At 62.0% G+C, this 18670-nt stretch carries 7 protein-coding genes; 1 reads left to right on the plus strand and 6 read right to left on the minus strand.

Features of this window, described 5'->3' with window-relative positions:
• Positions 1–418 precede the first annotated feature (418 nt).
• Positions 419–925 (plus strand): hypothetical protein, encoded by a 507-nt coding sequence (locus A5658_RS11060; protein WP_156751390.1) that lies wholly within the window; start codon positions 419–421, stop codon positions 923–925.
• Positions 926–1062: 137 nt separating this feature from the next.
• On the opposite strand, the gene A5658_RS11065 is transcribed toward A5658_RS11060, so the two are convergent.
• From A5658_RS11065 to recC, 6 genes are read right to left on the minus strand one after another with little or no spacing between them, the layout of a single operon-like run.
• Positions 1063–4797 carry an ATP-dependent RecD-like DNA helicase gene (locus A5658_RS11065; protein WP_197503097.1) on the minus strand — a complete coding sequence of 1245 codons (3735 nt, stop codon included), beginning with the start codon at positions 4795–4797 and terminating at the stop codon, positions 1063–1065.
• A 24-nt stretch (positions 4798–4821) separates the two neighbouring features.
• Positions 4822–6768 carry a UvrD-helicase domain-containing protein gene (locus A5658_RS11070; protein ID WP_067334077.1) on the minus strand — a complete coding sequence of 649 codons (1947 nt, stop codon included), beginning with the start codon at positions 6766–6768 and terminating at the stop codon, positions 4822–4824.
• A complete protein-coding gene (locus A5658_RS11075; RefSeq protein WP_082993089.1) occupies positions 6765–10127 on the minus strand; it encodes a DEAD/DEAH box helicase in 3363 nt (1120 codons plus the stop codon). Before A5658_RS11075 ends, A5658_RS11070 begins: the two co-directional genes overlap by 4 nt.
• Positions 10128–10176: 49 nt before the next feature.
• The gene (recD, locus tag A5658_RS11085) at positions 10177–11871 is read right to left on the minus strand and encodes an exodeoxyribonuclease V subunit alpha (RefSeq protein WP_067334086.1); all 1695 of its coding nucleotides are present in this window, start codon (positions 11869–11871) and stop codon (positions 10177–10179) included.
• On the minus strand, positions 11868–15143 hold the full coding sequence (gene recB, locus A5658_RS11090; RefSeq protein WP_067334089.1) for an exodeoxyribonuclease V subunit beta: 3276 nt from the start codon (positions 15141–15143) through the stop codon (positions 11868–11870). Before recB ends, recD begins: the two co-directional genes overlap by 4 nt.
• Positions 15143–18427, minus strand: coding sequence for an exodeoxyribonuclease V subunit gamma (recC, locus tag A5658_RS11095; RefSeq protein ID WP_067334199.1), 3285 nt, complete (start codon positions 18425–18427; stop codon positions 15143–15145). The genes recB and recC overlap by 1 nt, the downstream gene beginning before the upstream one ends.
• Positions 18428–18670 lie beyond the last annotated feature (243 nt).

Genomic DNA, 18670 nt, shown 5'->3' on the forward strand with positions numbered 1-18670 from the left:
TACCGCTTCGACGTACTCCCTGACATGACTCCAACTTTCCCAACAAGTGGAGTCTCCGGACATGCCGGGGCGGTTCATTGCGCTCTCCGATTGGAGATTTGCCCGGGCTCGCGCCGTCTTTCACGTAGTGCTCGAATGGCGGTGGTGCGCGATTGTTTGTCTCGGCCCAGCCATTCGTCGCGCAGGATGGGCCAGGCCTCGCGCACGAACTCGTCTTTCGGCCGCGCTCCGTAGATCTGTTTGAGGGCGTCGGCCGCGTCCTCGCCGCCTTCGACCAGCTGGCGGTATAGCTGATGGAGAAGGGCATCAGGGAGGTTTGACCAACAAAATTTGTATCTAGGCATTGCCTGGATGCCGTTCGAAATTTTGCATAGATCTCCGCGTTGCTTTCGCCTCGTTTTAACCTAAGACTGCGGCCTTGGTCGCGTGGCCCGTTGAAAAATTGAGCCAACGGCCAGCAACCGCAAGGCCACCCACGGATGGAGATCAGTTGATCGGCGAGATTGCAGGAATGGCTACGGCTGTCGGAGTTTTCGTCGGAGCTGCAGGCCTGTTCGCTCAGACGCGCGCCCGAAAATTCGGCCTCGCTCAGGTCTACATCAAGCGTTACTGGGAAGTGGACGAGCTTTTCGTCGGTGACGATCGTCAGCGCCACGAGTCTACCTATGCGCGCCGATACCTTCGGTTGTGTGAGGACGAGTTCGACGCGGCGCGGTTGGGATGGGTGGACATAGCAGTGTGGCGAGCTTGGCACGAAGGCATCCGGTCGCAGGTGCAGCGGGAAGGCTTCAACGTCGACAAGTATGTACAGCTCAAGCGCTGTATCGAGCAGAGCGATCACCAGGCGACCAAGTGCCGCGGTCTCGGCAAACTCAGTGTCAGGCGGAAGTTCTCGTGGCGGTTCGAGAGCCTGTTCAGCGGTTGAGCTTCGACGTACTTCCGCTCCGCCAGGCCCTTCAATCGACTCTGGCACGCGGACACATCTAGATCGACAACGGACGCCGTGCGTACGCGATGCGCCAGAGCTGTCGGCGAGGACTAATGGATGAGCCTGAACGTTGATCATGACGGCCTTGCCACCTTGCTGCCCCACCGCGGCTCTGCAACCGAACCGGATCCAAAGATCGCCTTCGCCATCTCCGTCCACGCCGGCGTATCGACACCGTGGGCGTCATCGGTCCACACCAAAATCCCGTTGGGCCCGTCTTTGACTCCAGCGAGCGCACGCCCCTCTGAGTCCAGCGCCGGAGTGATGCCGTTGCGGCGATACCATTCGAGCTTTTCGTCCCACCGTCTCGCATAAGACGGTTGATTCATCTTTCCCAGATGCTCCCAGTAGACGGGAACCCCTGATGGCCGGCTGATCGTGAAGTCCGGGCGGCACCATGTGCCGTCGTCACCTTTGAGTAGTACTTCATATCGCCATCGTCCGGGGACTACCTTCTCCAGGACGTCCGCGACGATCACCTCGTTCTTGCTGCGGACCATTTCTCCGTTGACGGCGACATGAATCAAGTTGCTGTCGAACGGTTGTGGTACACCATCGACTTCGATCACCGTCGGCCTGGAAGCAACAAACAGGTCGGTTAACCGTCGGGCCGTTTCTGAGTACCGCGGATGGGCTAGCTCCACCAGGTCGTCGACTGAACCGTCGTGCAGGATCACCACACGGCTTCTTTGCCGAGTAAGCGCGGCGTACAACAACTCTCGAGATACCCGAACCCTTTTGGGCAGCACGAGGATGGTGGTTTCGAACTCAGACCCTTGCGACTTGTGAACGGTGACCGCCCAAGCGAGCTCGAGCGGCGGGTCTTCTGTCGAACTCGGCCAGTATCGGTAGGTCGCGCCGACTTGTGACGAGAATTCGACATCTGCCGGTGGGCGCGGAGTGTTAGTCCATCGCCCAACCACCACGCCGATTTCGCCGTTAGCGACGTAGTTCAATCCGGATTCTTGCGGCCATGCTTTTGCTCGTGAATCGTTCCGCGTCTGCATGACTTTGTCGCCCCGGACGATCTGCTCGGGCCCGAGCGGCCTTGGGTTGCGCCACCCCTTGTATCTGAACGCGAGGTCGAGATCTTTTGCGCGCAGAGACCTTTTGATGTGGCGGTTGATCTCGACTACGCCGAACGCGCGCGACCTGAAGGGGCTGAGTATCTGCCACCGCTCCACTCCCTCACCCGCTCCGCCCTTACCGGTTCTCCAGTTGAGGTACTTGCGATCTTCGGAGAGGACGCCGCCGTAGCTCAGCTTGAAGGCAATCTCGGGATCATCATGCTTCGACCAGTCAATCGTTTGCTTCAGTACGTCGTCGATGGATTTGACGATGTCGCCTTCGCACCATTGCCGGTACTCGACATGCGCTGAGGCGGTTCCAGCGCGTAATCGTTCCCAAACCGAATCGGCGCCAGCGCCGACTTCACCGTCACCGAACCACTGGGCGAGTAGCACGTCGTCGCGGCTGCTGCCGCCTTGTCGTCGCGACACGGTCAGCTCGACATATGACGGGGCCACCCGCGTTGGTGTGTCGAACGATCCGGGATGTAAGCGATTTACCAAGTCGACGAACGGGCGACCCGCTCCAATCGGAGGCAACTGTCGCGGATCGCCAACAAGCACGAGCCGCTGCACGTTACCCAGCGCGGACAATGTCGCCGCGAGCATCTCTTCTGTCAGCATCGATGCTTCGTCGATGACAACCAAGCCGGCGTCCTCCGCAAACTTGGAGTTCACCTGCCGATACAGGTCCCGGTCTGGGTCGAATCCACCCTTCTTGACGAGAAAAGAGGCCAGCGTTCGTGCTTCGCGACCCACCTTTGTTCTCATCTGCACACTTGCCTTGCCTGTAGGCGCTAGCAGCAGCACACCCTTGTTAGAGATTGCCGGAAGATCGGCTAGTGCTCTCAGGAGTGTGGTCTTTCCGGTGCCGGCAGGACCTACGAGAACTGAGATACGCGAACGAAATAGCTCGACCAGGCCAGCCGCCTTTTCGACACGTGCCGCTTCTTCGTCTTCGTCCAGCGCGACGTCGTGCCCGCCGGCTTTCAGGGTGTTGTCGATCTGCTCACGGGCGTCGAAATCGACCGCGCGCGTCGAAACGTTGAACCTTGGCTCGGTCCACTCGAGGATCTTTCGCTTTGCATCTACCAGCTCAGCTAGTTTGTAGGCGGGCTGCCCATCTCCAAGTTTTGCTCCGTAGAACGGAGACCAGAAGTCCGCAGGCTCAAGGGCCCCTGCGTCGAGCTTTAACCCCTTGAGCAGTGCGGGTGAAATAGCAACTGGGTCAACAATATCCATGTCATCGACCCGCGCAATCATTTCTTTCTCAGGGACGATTGTGTCCCCATTGTTTGCCGCCGCTCTCAAAACATCGGTCATCAGTGCTCTGACACGGCGCCAGTCTCGGTGATCCACCATTCGGCACTCTTGCGGAACCTGGGACGCCCAGCGCGCGTGCGCCGAGGGAAACAGTGCACGATCAACCGTTCGAAGCCCAATTTGCTGCGTATCCGAGTAGGTGCACACGGCCGCGAGATACGGATCCTCCAACAAATCAACAGGTTCCAGGCCGCCCGCCGACTTGCCTGACATGATCAGCGCAATCTGGTCCGGGCGCACGTCCATGGTGGACAGCAGCTTGTATACGGTTCGGACCTGAGAGTCGGTATGCGTCCACTCGAGGCCGACTGATTCCGAAATCATTCCCTTCAGCGTTTCGGGCCAAGCCTTGCTATCGGCAAAGCCCTCTTCCAAGACTTGCCAAGGCTCCATGGGTGCCTCGGTGAGCTCGCGGGCAACGACATGCGCATGCCGGACTTGCAGGTGTGCCAAGACCGCGGCCAGGCCAGGCAACGGTCCGCGCTCATCCCACAGCCGGTGGATTTGTTTGTCGATCCACGATAGAGCGGCGGCCGGCACCTCGATGCCCAAATTCTGCATGCCGCCGGCGGCGGACCGCAGTGAGCCGAGCGCGTCGATAGCGAGATCGTTACTGACATGCTCTGTCACGAAGGAAAATTCAGCGTTTCGCCCGTCGGGCACCCATGCCAGTGCGGACGAGACGTCAACGCCTCGGTCCGTGAGCTCGATAAGCTTCTGATAGGGGAGCAGTACACCATGCTGCTGGTCTGTCCGCAGTGAGTGAACGACCTTCGTTTCCCACATCGACGAGTCGAACGGCTGATCGCCGGACTGAACCCAGAAGCCCGGAAACGCGATTGACTCGATCATCGCGGCACCGACGAGTAGCCGATCGGTCCGATCGTCTTGTAGTGGTGAGTGTTTGAGGTAGACGAAGACCAGACTGGAGCCGGCCAGAACCGGTTCAAAGAACGAACGAATCACTGACTGTTGATTGCGGCCATCCATGATCCATGTCGGCTTCTTGAGTCCAAGTATCTGACCCACGCACGCCTCGGCGTCGGGGTCGTAATCACCGCGCCAGTTCGGCCACAAATCTTTTTCGAATGATTCGCGGGCCATCCACCTAAACGGAACAGCTTCAAAAGAGTACGGCGGCATGCTGAGTAGCGTCGGCTCGAGATGCCCCTTCAGAGCCGGGTATGTCGCGTACGGGTGAACTTTGGTTACCTGGTAGCCGTTCGGAGACATGAAGGTCCCGCGCTCGCTCAAGCAAGGAATCGCGTTGAGCTTCCCGATGTCTTCGAGTGCGTGCGCAACTTCGTAACTGTCATCGCGCTTAGCGCCGATGTTCTTCAGCAGAAGACATGACGAGTTGTCGAGTGGGTTCGCACACAGACGTTCGTCCCACGGCTGGTCACGCCAAGGCACTCGCATTGACAAGTGGGTAACCATTTCGTCCTATTTACGTCGCAGTTCGTCCGGCAGCGGTCGGACGTGAACAATTGAGAGTTCGCGATTCCCGCGGGTTAGCGCTGTGTAGAGCGGGCCCTTTCGGCTGAAGTTCTCGGGAAAGTCGGCCGGCTCGGCCACCACAACTGCATCGAACTCGAGGCCTCGTGCGGCGTCGTGAGAACTGACCGTGACTTCCCGGCCGTTCTTCTCCCAGAGCTGCGGGCCACGGTCGGATCTACGCCACCCTGCTGAACGCAACGCAGTTTCGATCACCGACGGCGTCGGGGAGATGACGGCCACGGTACCCGTCGGATACTCATTCGTGAGCCGCTTGACTTCTCGAACGACGCTGCCGTCGAGTTCTTTTGGACTCACCTTTTGGATGGCTGGCTCGGGTCCTCTGTCTTGGAGCGCATACGTCTTGCGTACGGCTCGTGGCAGCAAGCGGTTGGCAAAGTCCAAAATCGGCTTCGTCGAACGGTATCCCCGCTTCATTTGGCGAATTGGGGTTTCTGGGTCGATGGCTATGACCTCGAGTACCTGCGCCCAATCGCCGAGCGTGTGGTCGGATCTGCGCTGATTGAGATCACCGAGAATCGTCCATGCGTCCGCCTCGTTGATCTCATCCAGGAGAAGCCATTCCAGCGGGGTCACGTCTTGTGCTTCGTCCACGATGACGTGTTCGATGTTGGCAAGTTCAGCCGGCTTCGCGATCTCCCATTTGATGAAGGCGACGAGGGGTGCGTGGACTCGCTGCGTCAAAGCCTTCTTATAGGCTGGTAACTGGCGCAGGTAGGCCAACCAATCTTTCTTTTGTGTGACTGTGCCGCTGTGAGACCGCAGGTACTCATATACCTGTTCGGAAGTCGGGGTCACTCCCTTGGCGGTTTTCAACTTGGCAATCGCGGAACGGGCGAGTCTCGCCAATTCCCAGTCGACGTCTTGATAGCTACGTGAGACGCCCCCATGCGGGGACTTCTTTCCGCCGATGATCAGGTCGGCGAGCTCGTGGAGCGATAACACCTTGACTCGCTCGGTATCCCCGGCGAGCTTCGCAACCACCTGCCGAACGTGCCGTGAGTAGCCAGTCGTCGGCCCGACGAGCAACACGTCCCCGTCGAGCGCGTTCTCCGGGGGTGTCTCCTCGTTCACCAGATAGGCGGCGCGGTGCGAGGCCACGATCGTCTTGCCGGTGCCCGGTTGGCCTTCAATGATGACGCTGTCCATGGCAGGAATCGTGACGAGTGCGTATTGATCGGGCTGCAACGTCGCAAGAACGGGCGCAAGGCTTTTGGTTCTCGGTGCCAGCATCTGAGCCCGCAGCAGTGGTTCGGCTCGTAATGGAGGAAGTTCTGTGGCGGGCTCACCCATTTCGTTCGAGAGACTCGCCATATGGCTGTATTGCGAAACTTCAGCAAGTGTCTCTGAACAGGATGCCTGATCGGACACTGTCGGCGGCAGCTTGGGGAGATTTGGCCGCTTTGGAGGCGCTGGTATAGAGAGTTCGCGCTTCTTGAACGGCTCTTTTGGCGCATCAGCGCGTAAGGCCTCGTCGATGAAATCGACGATCTGCCCGTTGTGACGGCTGAAGGCGCGTACGACTGCCACTTCATCGCAGAGGTCGTGATGCTCTTGGCCCCGAAAAAAAGTGCACGCGATGGGCGCTGTCCAGCCAAATACATTGACACCATTGATCGTTGCGTAGGTTTCACCGATGTAGAAATCGGATCCGCCATCGAGGATTTTTTGGTCTGGGTGAGCCAGTGCGACGCGCCCGACCAACTCGCCGCTGCGGATCTCCCGTTTCTTGGGTAGCCCGCCGCCGACCCACAGACTGTTGCGTGGGCCTTGATATGCGGATGGCCTACGCGCCCGCTCGTCGAGTACCTTCGTGTATTGCTTCTGGGCCGTCCGCTCGTCCTCGAGTTCGAGGTCCTTACGATGTGTGCTCATTCTGGCTCTCCGGCAATGATCTCCAGGACGCAGACGGCCAGATGCTCCAGTCGAATCTCTGGCTGCGACTCACCGGCGACATCCTCGCTGAGACTTGCGAATCGTTCCTCGGCCCTTCGCAATTGGCTCCTGAAGAGATCGACGGAGCTTTCGCGCCGACCGCGGCTGAGGGTCGTCGCGATCCTCTTCTCGATGGCCGCTCTTCGGCGGTGATACTGCGCCTCTAGGCTGATCAGCTTTGCTTCCTTGAGCGCGCCGAACTCACTGTCTCTTTTCGCCTGTTCGTGGACATGCCGAAAGTCGAGTTGGTTAGCTGCCCGTTCGGCAAGTCGATCCAGGCGCTCTAGTGACGGCAAGGGTGCGTCGATGAGACCGCCTCTGGCCAGAGCCGCAAGCAGGGCGTGGACGGGCGCTTCGCCCGCATTGCGTCCCTCGTCTGTCACAGCGCATCCCCAGATTTCGTCTCCCGCACGCGAGGCGGATACTGCCGTCGCTAACACTGCAACGTAGATGCCCGGTACGACATCTTCTTCCAGCGTGCTGATCTGGAGCGATGCGAATCTTGCCTGCCGGTGACCAGGCACGGCTGCCGCGGCCATCGCGAGCGGACTTGTCGCCGTCAACAGGTTGCCGCCGCTGGTTCGCGCGAGCTCCTGGTCTAGCAAAAGCTGCATCGGCAGCTCGTTGCGGAGGAACGAGGTCACCGAGCTGATCTCGGAGCGAGTCCTTTTGTTCGACTTCGCGAGTTCGTCGACCCTGGCGGCCATCGCAGGGTTGCCGCGAAGCTCGACGCTGACACCGTCGCGTGCGAAGGTGATGCCTTCAGCTCCGTCTATTCGCGCCCAGTCATCAATCAACAACGCCAACTCGCGCTGGCCGATGTAACTACCAGTGCGGACCAGATCATCCTCTAAACCTGCGACGTCGACGTCGTTGCTCACGAGTAGCGCGCTCGATGCGTCTGAAATGTCCTGTACGCCTGCCTTTTGCTCCTCGATGGCGGTAATTGCTTCGTGAAGCCGCTGCTCTCGCTGCTCCGCGCTCAATGTGAAGTCGAACCCCGCCTGCAACACCTTAGTCGCTTCGACCGCGATGATTGGCTCGAGTGCGCCGATCGAGGATTCGAATATCTCGATGCGATCGAGAAGTCGGGAGAGGATGCGTTCGTCGATGGTGCTCTCGTTGACGAAGTTCACGACGACGATGGTTTCTTCTTGCTGACCAATCCGATCAATCCGACCGATCCGCTGCTCGATCTCCATCGGGTTCCATGGCAGGTCGTAATTTATGACTGCAGAACAGAATTCGAAGTCTAGGCCTTCGCTTGCGACGCGGTTGGCGAGCACGAAGTCGTATTCGCCGGCGCGGAAGCTAGCCATGATCTTGCGGCGCCCCTCGCGATCCACGCCCCCATGCATGACTGCCACTCGAAATTCATGCGCCAGCCGCTGCTGCAGATACGCGAGAGTCGGCCTTGAGTGCGTGAAAAGTAATGCACGCTTTCGCTTCTCATGGAAGTGAAGGAGGACCTCGTAAAGCAGGTCGAATTTGGTGTCGACGGTCTCGGGAAGAAGACTAGCGGCCTCGATCAGGCCGGCATGTGGCTCCAGCCGCGTTGCCGAATCGCCGGAGTCCGCATCGGAGATTGCCCCGAACGAAACGGGGTCGAGCACAGCACGGCGGGCCATTGGCAAGCACGCGCTGGCGAGCCGCAGTGGCATCTGCATCGCAAAGTAGAGCGGGCGCTCCATAGCCTTTGCTCGCGTTTCGCACCAGGCCAGGTATTCCGCGTAGAAGTCCTCTTCAGCATCGGTCCAGATGACGTCCTGTCGATCTTCGGTGCGTTTGGCCTTGCGGTCGTCGACCTCGACTTTTTTGGTGCGCGTGATGACGGTGGACAGGGTGTTCAAATCAGCGAGATATCTTTTGGCATCGACGATTTCGCGTGGTGTCAGTTTATCTTTGTCAAGCAGCTGGGTCAGAAGCTTGAAATCAGCTCGCTGCATGAGCGGTCCACCCAGAGCAGTGCCGCCGAGTTTGTTGAGCTCGGCGAGCAGATCGCGACCGCTCACACCCTTCTGAACGAGCTTGGCCGCGACGCTATTGGTGATCCGGTTGGGCTCCAGTCGGAGCTCGAGGTCGCGGATGTCGCCGTAGTCTTCAGGTGCGAGCAGTTCCAATAGATTGAGCAAGTCTTGTTGGTGAAGATTGATCGGTGTCGCTGTGAGGAATATCAGATTGTCGGCCCACTCGGCGATCTCGGTCCCCAGCGCATAGCTCTTGGTGTCCTGGTTGCGCATCGCGTGGGCCTCGTCGACGATGACGAGATCGAACTCGGGCGGAACATCTTTCAGATCATCGAGTCCATCCCACGTCCTTAGACGTTCGAGGCTGGAGATGTGGGCGCGTCTCTGTGGTAACCGATTCTGGCGATGCTGCTCGGCGAAGTTCGTCAGGCCGTTCCCGTCGAGCTCCATCAGTTCGAACTCAAACCGGTCGGCCATCTCCTCCTTCCACTTGTTCAGCAGTCCTGACGGGCACACGACGAGAACGCGATCGGCCTCCCGTCGAGCCTCGAGTTCCGTCCATATCAGACCGGCTTCGATCGTTTTACCGAGACCAACCTCGTCCGCGATGAGTAGGCGAGCCTTGCCGGTCTGGAGCAGCTTGAGTACAGGTTTGAACTGATACGGGCGAAACGTTGTTCTGGTTGCGCGAAAAGAAAAGAGGGTGTTGGCGAACTTGCCCAATAGCTTGGCGCGGGTGAGTGTCGCACCGAATCGGTCCGCGGGTGTTGGTTCACCCGTGACCCAGGTCTGCGGGCTATCTATCCGCGGCCGCGGCCTTAGCTTTGACTCGATGATGGTTTGTTTGCGACCTTGCACAACGACCGTGTAGGACCATTGACGGCTGAGATATCTTCGTTCACGCACATTCACATCGATGTCGCCTGGGTCAGTGACCGCGTCTTCATTGATGTGAAATTTCGGTATGGGAACTTCGATAGCTCTGGGCCATAGGTCCTCTGCCCATGCCAAAGCTGAAGCCAAAGGGTGATTTTCGTCGATTTCGTTCAGCGGGACGATCGCGGAACCACCTGGAGCTACCCCGCCGGCGACCTGAAACAACATCGGTCGTTGGATACCCTCGAACCAATAGATTCCCTCGGGAAGGGGAACATCGGCTTGCCAGAGAACTCGGCATTCATCGATGCGATCGACGAGATCCGTAACCGGGTGGTCGAGTACGAGCGCGCGAATGAATGACGTGCGGCCGAGCGGAATGTCAAGTCGGTTGACGTCGGGGCAGTATCCGAATGATGGCCCGCCATCGATGCCGGGTGAAGCATTTGTGCTCACGAGCTTGATCCCGGTCTTCTCAAATGTGCGGCACCGATATTGGCGGTACTCATTTCTGCAACCTCAGCGTCAGCCCGGTTGCCCGCAGGGCACGCCTGCCGATCGCCGCTCGCACAGATGTTTCCGACCCGACCACCCGCACCTCCTCCTTCGCCCGAGTCACCGCCGTATAGAACAACTCCCGCGTCAACAGTCGCGAATCCTCGTCCGGGAGAAGCACTGTCACTTCATCAGCTTGACTGCCTTGCGACTTGTGAATCGTCATCGCATGCATCGTCTCGACGTCGGACAGCCGGCTGGTCGCAAAGTCCAATGGCCCACCAGCACCGGCGATCACCGCCCGGAGCCCGTTGAGGCCGTTGATGACGACGCCGGCGTCGCCGTTATAGACATGGAGTCCGTAGTCATTGGCCGTCACCAGCAGTGGACGCCCGGCATACCATTCTGACCAGGGCGGCTGTCCAGTCTCTTCGGACAGCCATTTCTCAACCTGACGATTCCAGTGCCGCACGCCGTACGGCCCCGACCGGTGCGCGCACAGCAGTCGGTGCTCCTCCAGCGTCGCCAGCGCAACCGCCGCGTCGCCGCACAGCGCAGCCTCGCGCAACCGCAGCGCATGCGGCAACAGCACCGAACGTAAAGCGTCAGAGTCATCTTCGATGAACTCGATGTGCTCACCGCCGGCATGTAACAGCTCCAGCGCACGATCCGCGTCACCGACGCGGATCGCTTCGGCGAGAAGTCCGATCGTCTTACCGAAGCGATATGACGTCCGAAGCGTCGCCACCCGCATGTCGCTTCGGGCCGAAATGCCGTCCACCAAATCGGCCAGCACAGCGCCGGCTTCCACCGACGCCAGCTGGTCGGCATCACCGACGAGGATCAGGCGAGAATCAGGGCGCACCGCCTCCATTAGCCTGGCCATCATCGTCAGCGACACCATCGACGCCTCGTCGACGACAATCACGTCATGTGGCAACCGGTTTCCGCGATCATGCCGAAACCGCGACGACGTGTCCGGCCGGCTGCCCAACAGCCGATGCAGCGTCATTGCCCGCAGTTCGCCGAGCCGTAGACGATCGGGCTCGTCCAGCCTGGCTACTTCGATTTGCACGGCTTCGGCCAGCCGGGCCGCCGCCTTACCGGTCGGCGCCGCCAGTGCGATTCGCAGTCGTGAGGCGCCGGCCTGCTCGGCGAGCAGCGCCAGCAGCCGCGCGACCGTGGTGGTCTTACCAGTACCCGGACCGCCGGTAAGCACTGTGGCCGCTTGCGACAGTGCGATTTCTGCCGCCACGCGCTGCTCTGCGTAGTCGGCAGGGAAGAGTCGATCCAAGGCAGGCACGTCGCCTGCCGGTTTGGAGAGCTGCAGCGCCAGCAAGTCGTCGCAGACTTGTTTCTCTTCGCGCCAGTACCGGTCGAGATAGAGCAGACGGTCGTCGTAGAGATGTAGTACCTGGCCGAGCAGCGCGCTCTCCCGCACCGCCGCCAGCCAATCCGAAGACGAGGGCCACGGCACGTCATCGATGCCTACGTCAGCCGCCACGGTCGCCAACTCGATACAGACTGACCCGCCCCGGAGTCCGCGCACCAGCAGCGCCACCGCCAGTGCCACGCTCTCGTCAGACTCCTTGCCGAGCAGGCAAATCCGATCGGCCACCCGAACGTCGGCAACGTCGAGCACACCAGCCTCGTTGAAAGCCGCAAGCAAGCCACGCGCACCGATAGCAAGCTCTACAGTGGTCACGCCGCGGCCCTCCCCGAGTCGAGAAGCTCCGAAAGCGCGACCACCAAGCCGACAGGCGGCTGCCAACTGAACACCCCGCACGGCTGACCGTCGATGACCGGCGTGTCGGTGCCGCACATGCCGCGGACGAACAGGTACAGCACCCCACCGAGGTGCGAAGCCGGGTCATAACCGGGCACACGCCACCGCAGATAGCGGTGCAGCACAACGGTATACAGCAGCGCCTGCAACGGGTAGTCGGAGTGCAGCATCGCCTCAGCCAGCCGCCCGGGCCCGTAATCGGTGGCGTTGTCGCCCAGGTAGTTGGTCTTGTAGTCGACCACCAGGTAGCGCTTGTCGGGCAAACGCAGCACCGCGTCGATCGACCCGGACAGGTATCCACGTAACGATTGAGAGCCCAACGCGGCCGACGTCAGTCGATCGATATACGGCGCCACCGGGTCGTTGTCGGTTAGGAAAGTACCCAGCAACAAACCGACGTCGGCGACCGACACGTTCGGGGCTACGCCGCGCACATCGCCGCCAGCCAGCGGAATCTCGAAATCTAGCTCTCGCAACCGATCTCGCAAACCAATCTGCCGCAGGGTCAGGCCGCCAGCCAACGAGCCCAACGACGTATCGTTCAAGGGCAGCATCGCCGCGGCCAAATCCGATGCCGTCACGTCCACCGAGTACCAGTTCAGCTCACGTCGTGCATGGGCCTCGAGCTCAACACCAAAGTCCGCGGCCGAAGGATCCGCGTTCTCCAGCACGGCGTGCACCAGCGTGCCGAACGTCGCACCCCTGGGCAACAAAGCCATCGGGGACGATACGGAAGGTCCGGAAGCGCTCTCTGTCAACGGGATATCGCCGGTTTCGTCGTCGAGCTCGGTGACCTCGGGTTCGCTGCTGACGCCAATGGTCTCGGCCACCTTGACAAGACCCGAATAAGAGGTGCGCCGCCACCCGGTGTCGATACTGCGATGGAAGTGTCGTATCCCGAGGTCCGGCGGCGTAGGCCGAATAGGTACCGGCGGGGCTTCGGCGATCACCGCCGGCTCGATGACCGGACCGCCCGCAGCCTCCCACTCCCGGAAGCGGGCCATCGCATCGTCGTCGGTGATCTTCGGCGGGTCGCACCGGACGGGGACGATCGGCTCGCCCGGTCGACGGCCACGGAACAGCCGGGAAATGCCACCGTTCGGTTCGTCGTAGGACGGCGCCCACCACACCACCACCTGCGACTGCGCCCGCGTCATCGCGACGTAGCTCAATCGACATGCATCGCTGGCGTCTTCGAGCCGGCCTTGCTGCTTGGCGTGCGCGACACCGGGGCCGTTCGGGCCGCCGATATACAGGCAGCGCTCTCGGTCCTCGTGATAGACGACTAGGTCGTGATCCTGAACGTTGCGGTTAAACAAGAACGGCACGTAGACAACTGGGAATTGCAGCCCCTTGGCCGCGTACACCGTCATCACTTGAACGGCGGTCGCATCGCTGTCGAGTCGACGGTTGCGTTCGGTGGCGCCGCTGCGCTCCTCGCGTTGCTTACGCAACCAGTCGCGCAGCCCCGGCAAGCCCAATCGCTCATGATGCGCGACGTCCTGCAACAGCTGAGTGACGTGAGCAAGATCGGTCATCCGCCGCTCACCGTCATCCCAGGACAGCACCCGATCGCCCATCCCGCGCAACTGTGCGGCCTCGAACACTGCCGCGACGCCGCGTTCCCGGGCATGCGCGGCCCACTCGCGCAGGGTGTCGGCGACCCGGTCGGTTAGTGAGTCACCGCCGGCAGCAAGAGATTCCGCGGTCTCACCGAAGAACACGGTTGCCGCGGCTGCACGCACCATCCCCGGGCGGTGCGGTTGGTCGAAGGCCTCCAGCAGACAGAGCCAGTCAGTGGCGGCGTTGGATGTGAACACGTCGGTGTTGCCGGTGTACACGACCGGAATGCCGGCGTCGCACATCGCCTGGAAGCAGACCTCGGCGTCGCGGTGCCGCTCGACGATCACCGCGATGTCGCGGGCCCGCAGTGGCTCGCTGTCGAACGTGGCACCGCTGGTCAGCAATGCGCTGACATCGGCGGCAAGGTCGGCGCCAATATGCTCGCGGAAGCGGTCGATCGCAACATTCTGAACGCCTCTACAGCCGAACATCTCTCGCTGCACGACCCGGAGCCGGAACGGGTCGTTGTGCGGTGCGCCCGCAAGCCGGTGGCCCTGGTGGTGCGCCGTCACGTCCTCGACCACGATGGCGGCATCCCCGAGTTGCGCGCCACCGAGCAGCACCTGCAGCCGGTCCAGCAGCGCGGAATCGCTGCGCCAGTTCGTCGCCAATGTCTTCCGCGTACCGGCCGTCTTCGCCGCCTCCAGATACGTCACGATGTCGCCGCCACGGAAGGCGTAGATGGCCTGCTTCGGATCGCCGATCAGGATCACCGTGGAGCGCCCGCCGAACGCGCGCTCGATCACCTGCCACTGGACCTGGTCAGTGTCCTGGAATTCGTCGACCATGACGATCGGCCAGCGGTGGTGCATCCGCTGTCGGGCGGGGGAGTCATCAGTGTCGAGCGCTTCGGCCAGCTGGCTGAGTAGATCGTCGTAGCCGAGGACACCGAGGCGTCTCTTGCGCGTGTCCAGCTCGGCCAGAACATCTTTCGCGAAGACGACCCGCGCGGCGGCCTCGGAGCCGGGCTGCGCGTCGCGGGGCCGCAGGTCGGCGGCGGGGTTGTTGACCACCTCGCGCGCCAGCTTGAGCGCAGAGCCGTACTGCAGCGGCGGGTCGTCGGGCTCCTGCCCGAAGTGGGCCAGATACAGGTCGTCGACGATCTCGGTGGTGAGGTCGTCGAGGCTCTCCAGCAGGGTGACATTGGCGGCACTGTCGCCCGCGACGCCGAGCGATCGGAGCACCAGCTGGCAGAACTGGTGTGTGGTGGCGATGGTGGCCGCGTCGAAACCGGCCAGCGCATCGCGCAGCCGCTGCTCGCGGATGGCACGCGCCTCGTCGGGGGCGTCAATCAGCCACTGCGCCAGTTGGTTATCCCCGACGGTCGACGGATCGTCGAAAGCGGCTACGGCATCGGCGATTTGGCGGCGAACACGCTCGCGGAGCTCCTGGCTGGCCGATCGACTGAAGGTGATGAGTAGCATCTGGTCGAGCGTGGCCACGCCCTCGGCGAGATAGCGCGTCACCAGGCCTGCCAGCGCGAACGTCTTGCCCGTCCCGGCGCTGGCCTGCAGGACGGTGGTGGAGCGTTCAGTCGGCAATGGGCCGAGCAGGTCGAAAGGTTCCATCACACCGTGATCCGCTCGGCGCGCAGCATCGGTAACCAGAGCCGGCAGGCATAGGCGCCGAGTCGATTGCCTTCGCTATCGAATTCCTCACCCGACCGCAGCGGTGTCATCAGGGCGGAGAGCTTCGCGTCGGCACCCCACGCTTGGATGTGCGCGGGCGACACGTCTTCGCCTGGAAACTTTTTGCTATACCAGCGGTATTCAGCTTCCTTGACCGGGTCTTCGCCTTCAAACCGTGCAGCCGCCCACGCATAGGAGGTCTTGACCGGCAACGGCAACGGCTCCCGACGCCCCGCGTCATAGATCGCCACCAACTCGCGCAGGACTTCGGTGGCGTCGCTGTCGGGCCGACCGATTTCCTCGACCCGCGGCGTGGTGCCCCGCCTCGGCCGGCCGATGCACGCCGCCGACCAGTCTGTGCGGGAATCGTGAGCGTATAACGCCAGCAACGGAATCCACGACTCCATCAAGTGCTTGCCATCCAATTTGGAATAGGTCACCGATACCAGTCGCTGGCCGTAGACCGCGGGTACCGTGCCGCTGAGCCGTCGCCCACCGCCGAGCTCGATGTCGACCTCGTATGGCCTGGAATCCCCGGTGCGGTATTGCTGCGCGGCGTTTGCTAGCAGAGCGGCCTGATCGCGGATCTCAGTGGCCTTGCGCCAGCCCAGTTTTCCCGGTGGCAGTGTGCCGCGACGCCATTCCGCCTCGCGTGCTTGATCATCGGTCATGCCGCGTAGCACGTCGTGAAGAATCCGGTCGCCGACCGACCACTCCTCGAGGTTGTCGAGGTCGACCGGCATCGCGTCTTCGACGCTCTCGATGTCGCGTGGCAACGTGAAGTCCAGTGCCCGGAAGAACCCTTTTACCGGATCTTTGAAAAAGCCGATCAAATCGGCCAGGATGACGTCCTCGAGGGGTTGGGGCGGCAGCGGTCCGGAAATGAATGCCGAATGTGCGTGGCGGTCGCCGGCGCTGGCCTTGGCCGCCCGCAGTGCGGTCGGGTCGAAGCTGAATGGGACGTTCGGCACCAGCCGACCGGGTTCGACATTGCGAATGTCGAAGGGCTGCAAGGGATGATGCACGACGATGTCGTCGCGGATCTTCTCGGGTGTGGTGGCATCGAGGGTGTCCAGCAGCTCGTCCAGCGGTACCGCGGGTGGGCGAGGCTGACCGGTGTATTGGTTGGCACCGGTATACGTGATGATCAGCTTCTCGGTGGCCGCGCCGATGGCATCGAGCAGCAATTGCCGGTCCTCGGAACGGATGTCGCGTTCCCCGGTCATCGGCTCGCGAGCTAACGCGTCGTCGCCATCAATGACACCGATCCGCGGGAATACGCCGTCGTCGAGACCGACGAGGCACACCACCCGGTGCGGAACGGACCGCATCGGCACCATGGTGCACACGGTCAGGGTTCCGGTGCGGAAGTTGGCCCGTGTCGGCCGGCCAGCGAGATGCCGGTCGAGCAGTGCCCGAATGTCGGGTAGTCGTAGCTCGGTATTCGCACGAGAGCTAGCTTGCTCCAACATGTCTGCGAACTCGCGCTGCATCTGTCTGGTCTGCCACGCGTCATCGTCGCCGATCCGCGTCAACGACGTGATGCCGTCGCTCAACGCGCTGAGCCACGCATTCAACGGTTGTGCGCCGGACAGCGAATTGGCCGCCCGCTCGAGGCGGCAGGCGAATTCCGCTAGCTGTCCGGCCAATTCGACGCGGTTGCTGCTGACGTCATCCAACGGCAGGGTTCGGTCGATCCAGGCGTGGGCGTCGTCGGACATCGCGACACCGGTCAGTATCCGGTCGATGCCGAAACGCCATGTGTTGTGGACGAAGTCGACGTGGTACGGCTTGCGGTGTTCTTGATCGAAGCCCCAACGGATGTTGGCCTGTCGGACCCAGCGGGTGATCGACTCCAAGTCGTCGTCGGTGAACCCGAACCGGGCTCGCACCGGTGCGGTCTGCGCGATGTTCAGCACCTCGGTGGCTGTGACGCGGCCGTCGGCCAACGACAGCAGCTGGGAGGCCAGGCCGAGCAGCGGGTTGGTTTGGATCAGCGAACGGTCCGCTAGCTTGACCCGCAGCCGGTGGGCCGGATGCGCGCCGTGCACGACGTCGCCGAGCCCGAAGTCGGCGATGATCAGCGGCGCGTACGTCTCGATGTCCGGGCACATCACCAAGATGTCGCGCGGCTCCAAAGTCTGGTCATCCTGCAGCAGACCGAGCAGCACCTCGCGCAGAACGTCGACCTGACGGGCCGGGCCGTGGCAGCTGTGCAGCTGCACCGAGCGATCATCCGCTGAGAGCATACGGCCTTGTGGCTGAACGGCATTCGCCGCGATGTCAGCTTGTAGCCAGCCCAAGAGCGTCTTAGCGCGATCTGTGATCGGTAGGTATTCGTCGGTGTTGACGTCGGCCGGCAGGCTGCGCTGGAGTTCACGGAGGTCGCGTCCGAGCGTGGCCAACAACGGATGGTCCACTTGGCGGTGACTGGTGTCTTCGCGGCGGGGGACAGGCCCGTGCTGCCCCGCAAGCTTCGCCCACAATGCATCGCTGGGGTGTGGCATCCACAGGTGCAGATCGTGGTGGGTGGACAACGCCTGCAGCAGTTCGATGTCGGTGCACGCCAGCCGGGTGGGCCCGAACAGCGACAGCCGCTGCGGTAGGTCGCTCGGCCCTTCCTGCAATCGCGTGACGGTCTTCTGCTGCCGGATGTGCGGGGGATCGGCGTCGATACGTTCGACGAGTGCGCTCCACAGTTCCGGTTGCCAGCGCAGGTCGTCGTCGAGGCCATCGGAATTGCCGTCGAGCCAGTCGATGAGCAGCTGGGGACGCTGGCGGGCGTAGGAGGCGAACAGGCCAGCCAGCCGTCGCGCCACCGAATACCTTCGGCCCCTACGTAATTCGGCCTCATCACCCGCGTCGAAATGGCCCAGATGTCTGGCGAGGATCGCGCACCACGGTTGGTCGAGCGAAGCGTCGATCGTCTCCAGTAACGGCCACGTCATCGCATCGGGTGACCATGGATCGTCGTCGACCGTGTCGGTGATCTCGGCGATCAGTGACCCCGGGCTGCGGAAGGCGATGCCGGCGCACACTCCATCGCCTCCGCGACCGGTGCCCAAGACATGGGAGAGCCGCTGGCTGAGCCAGCGCTCGACGCCATGGGCGGGCACCAGAACGAGTTCCTCAGCGAACGGGTCAGGCAGCGGGCTGGACAGCAACGTGCCCAGCCGGTCAGCGAGTAGGTCGGTGCGCTCGGCACGGTGGACGTGAAGTGCCATCGTCGTCACCCTAAAACGAGACGCACGTACCGTTGGCCGATCGAGCGATTTATCGTACGAACGTATCAACGCCCATCAGCCCTCGGCCAGCTCTTCGTGTTGTGCGACGGGGAAGGCAGGCATCGTGGCGGCCGGGTCTGACAATTTCGCGCCTGCGCTCGCCCGCTGGAACGGCCTCTCTACGGCGGACAACCAGCGCGAGCTGAGTAGTAGACCACTGCGCCGCACGTCACCGGCAGTGTG

This window comes from Mycobacterium sp. 1245111.1 (assembly GCF_001673405.1).
In the GTDB taxonomy this organism is placed as follows: Bacteria; Actinomycetota; Actinomycetes; order Mycobacteriales; family Mycobacteriaceae; genus Mycobacterium.

What these genes read in the sequence shown, in the direction of transcription:
- A5658_RS11065 (WP_197503097.1), bottom strand. Translation starts at nt 4,797, where the DNA reads ATGCGAGTGCCTTGGCGTGACCAGCCGTGGGACGAACGTCTGTGTGCG.
- recB (WP_067334089.1), bottom strand. Translation starts at nt 15,143, where the DNA reads ATGGAACCTTTCGACCTGCTCGGCCCATTGCCGACTGAACGCTCCACC.
- A5658_RS11070 (WP_067334077.1), bottom strand. Translation starts at nt 6,768, where the DNA reads ATGAGCACACATCGTAAGGACCTCGAACTCGAGGACGAGCGGACGGCC.
- recC (WP_067334199.1), bottom strand. Translation starts at nt 18,427, where the DNA reads ATGGCACTTCACGTCCACCGTGCCGAGCGCACCGACCTACTCGCTGAC.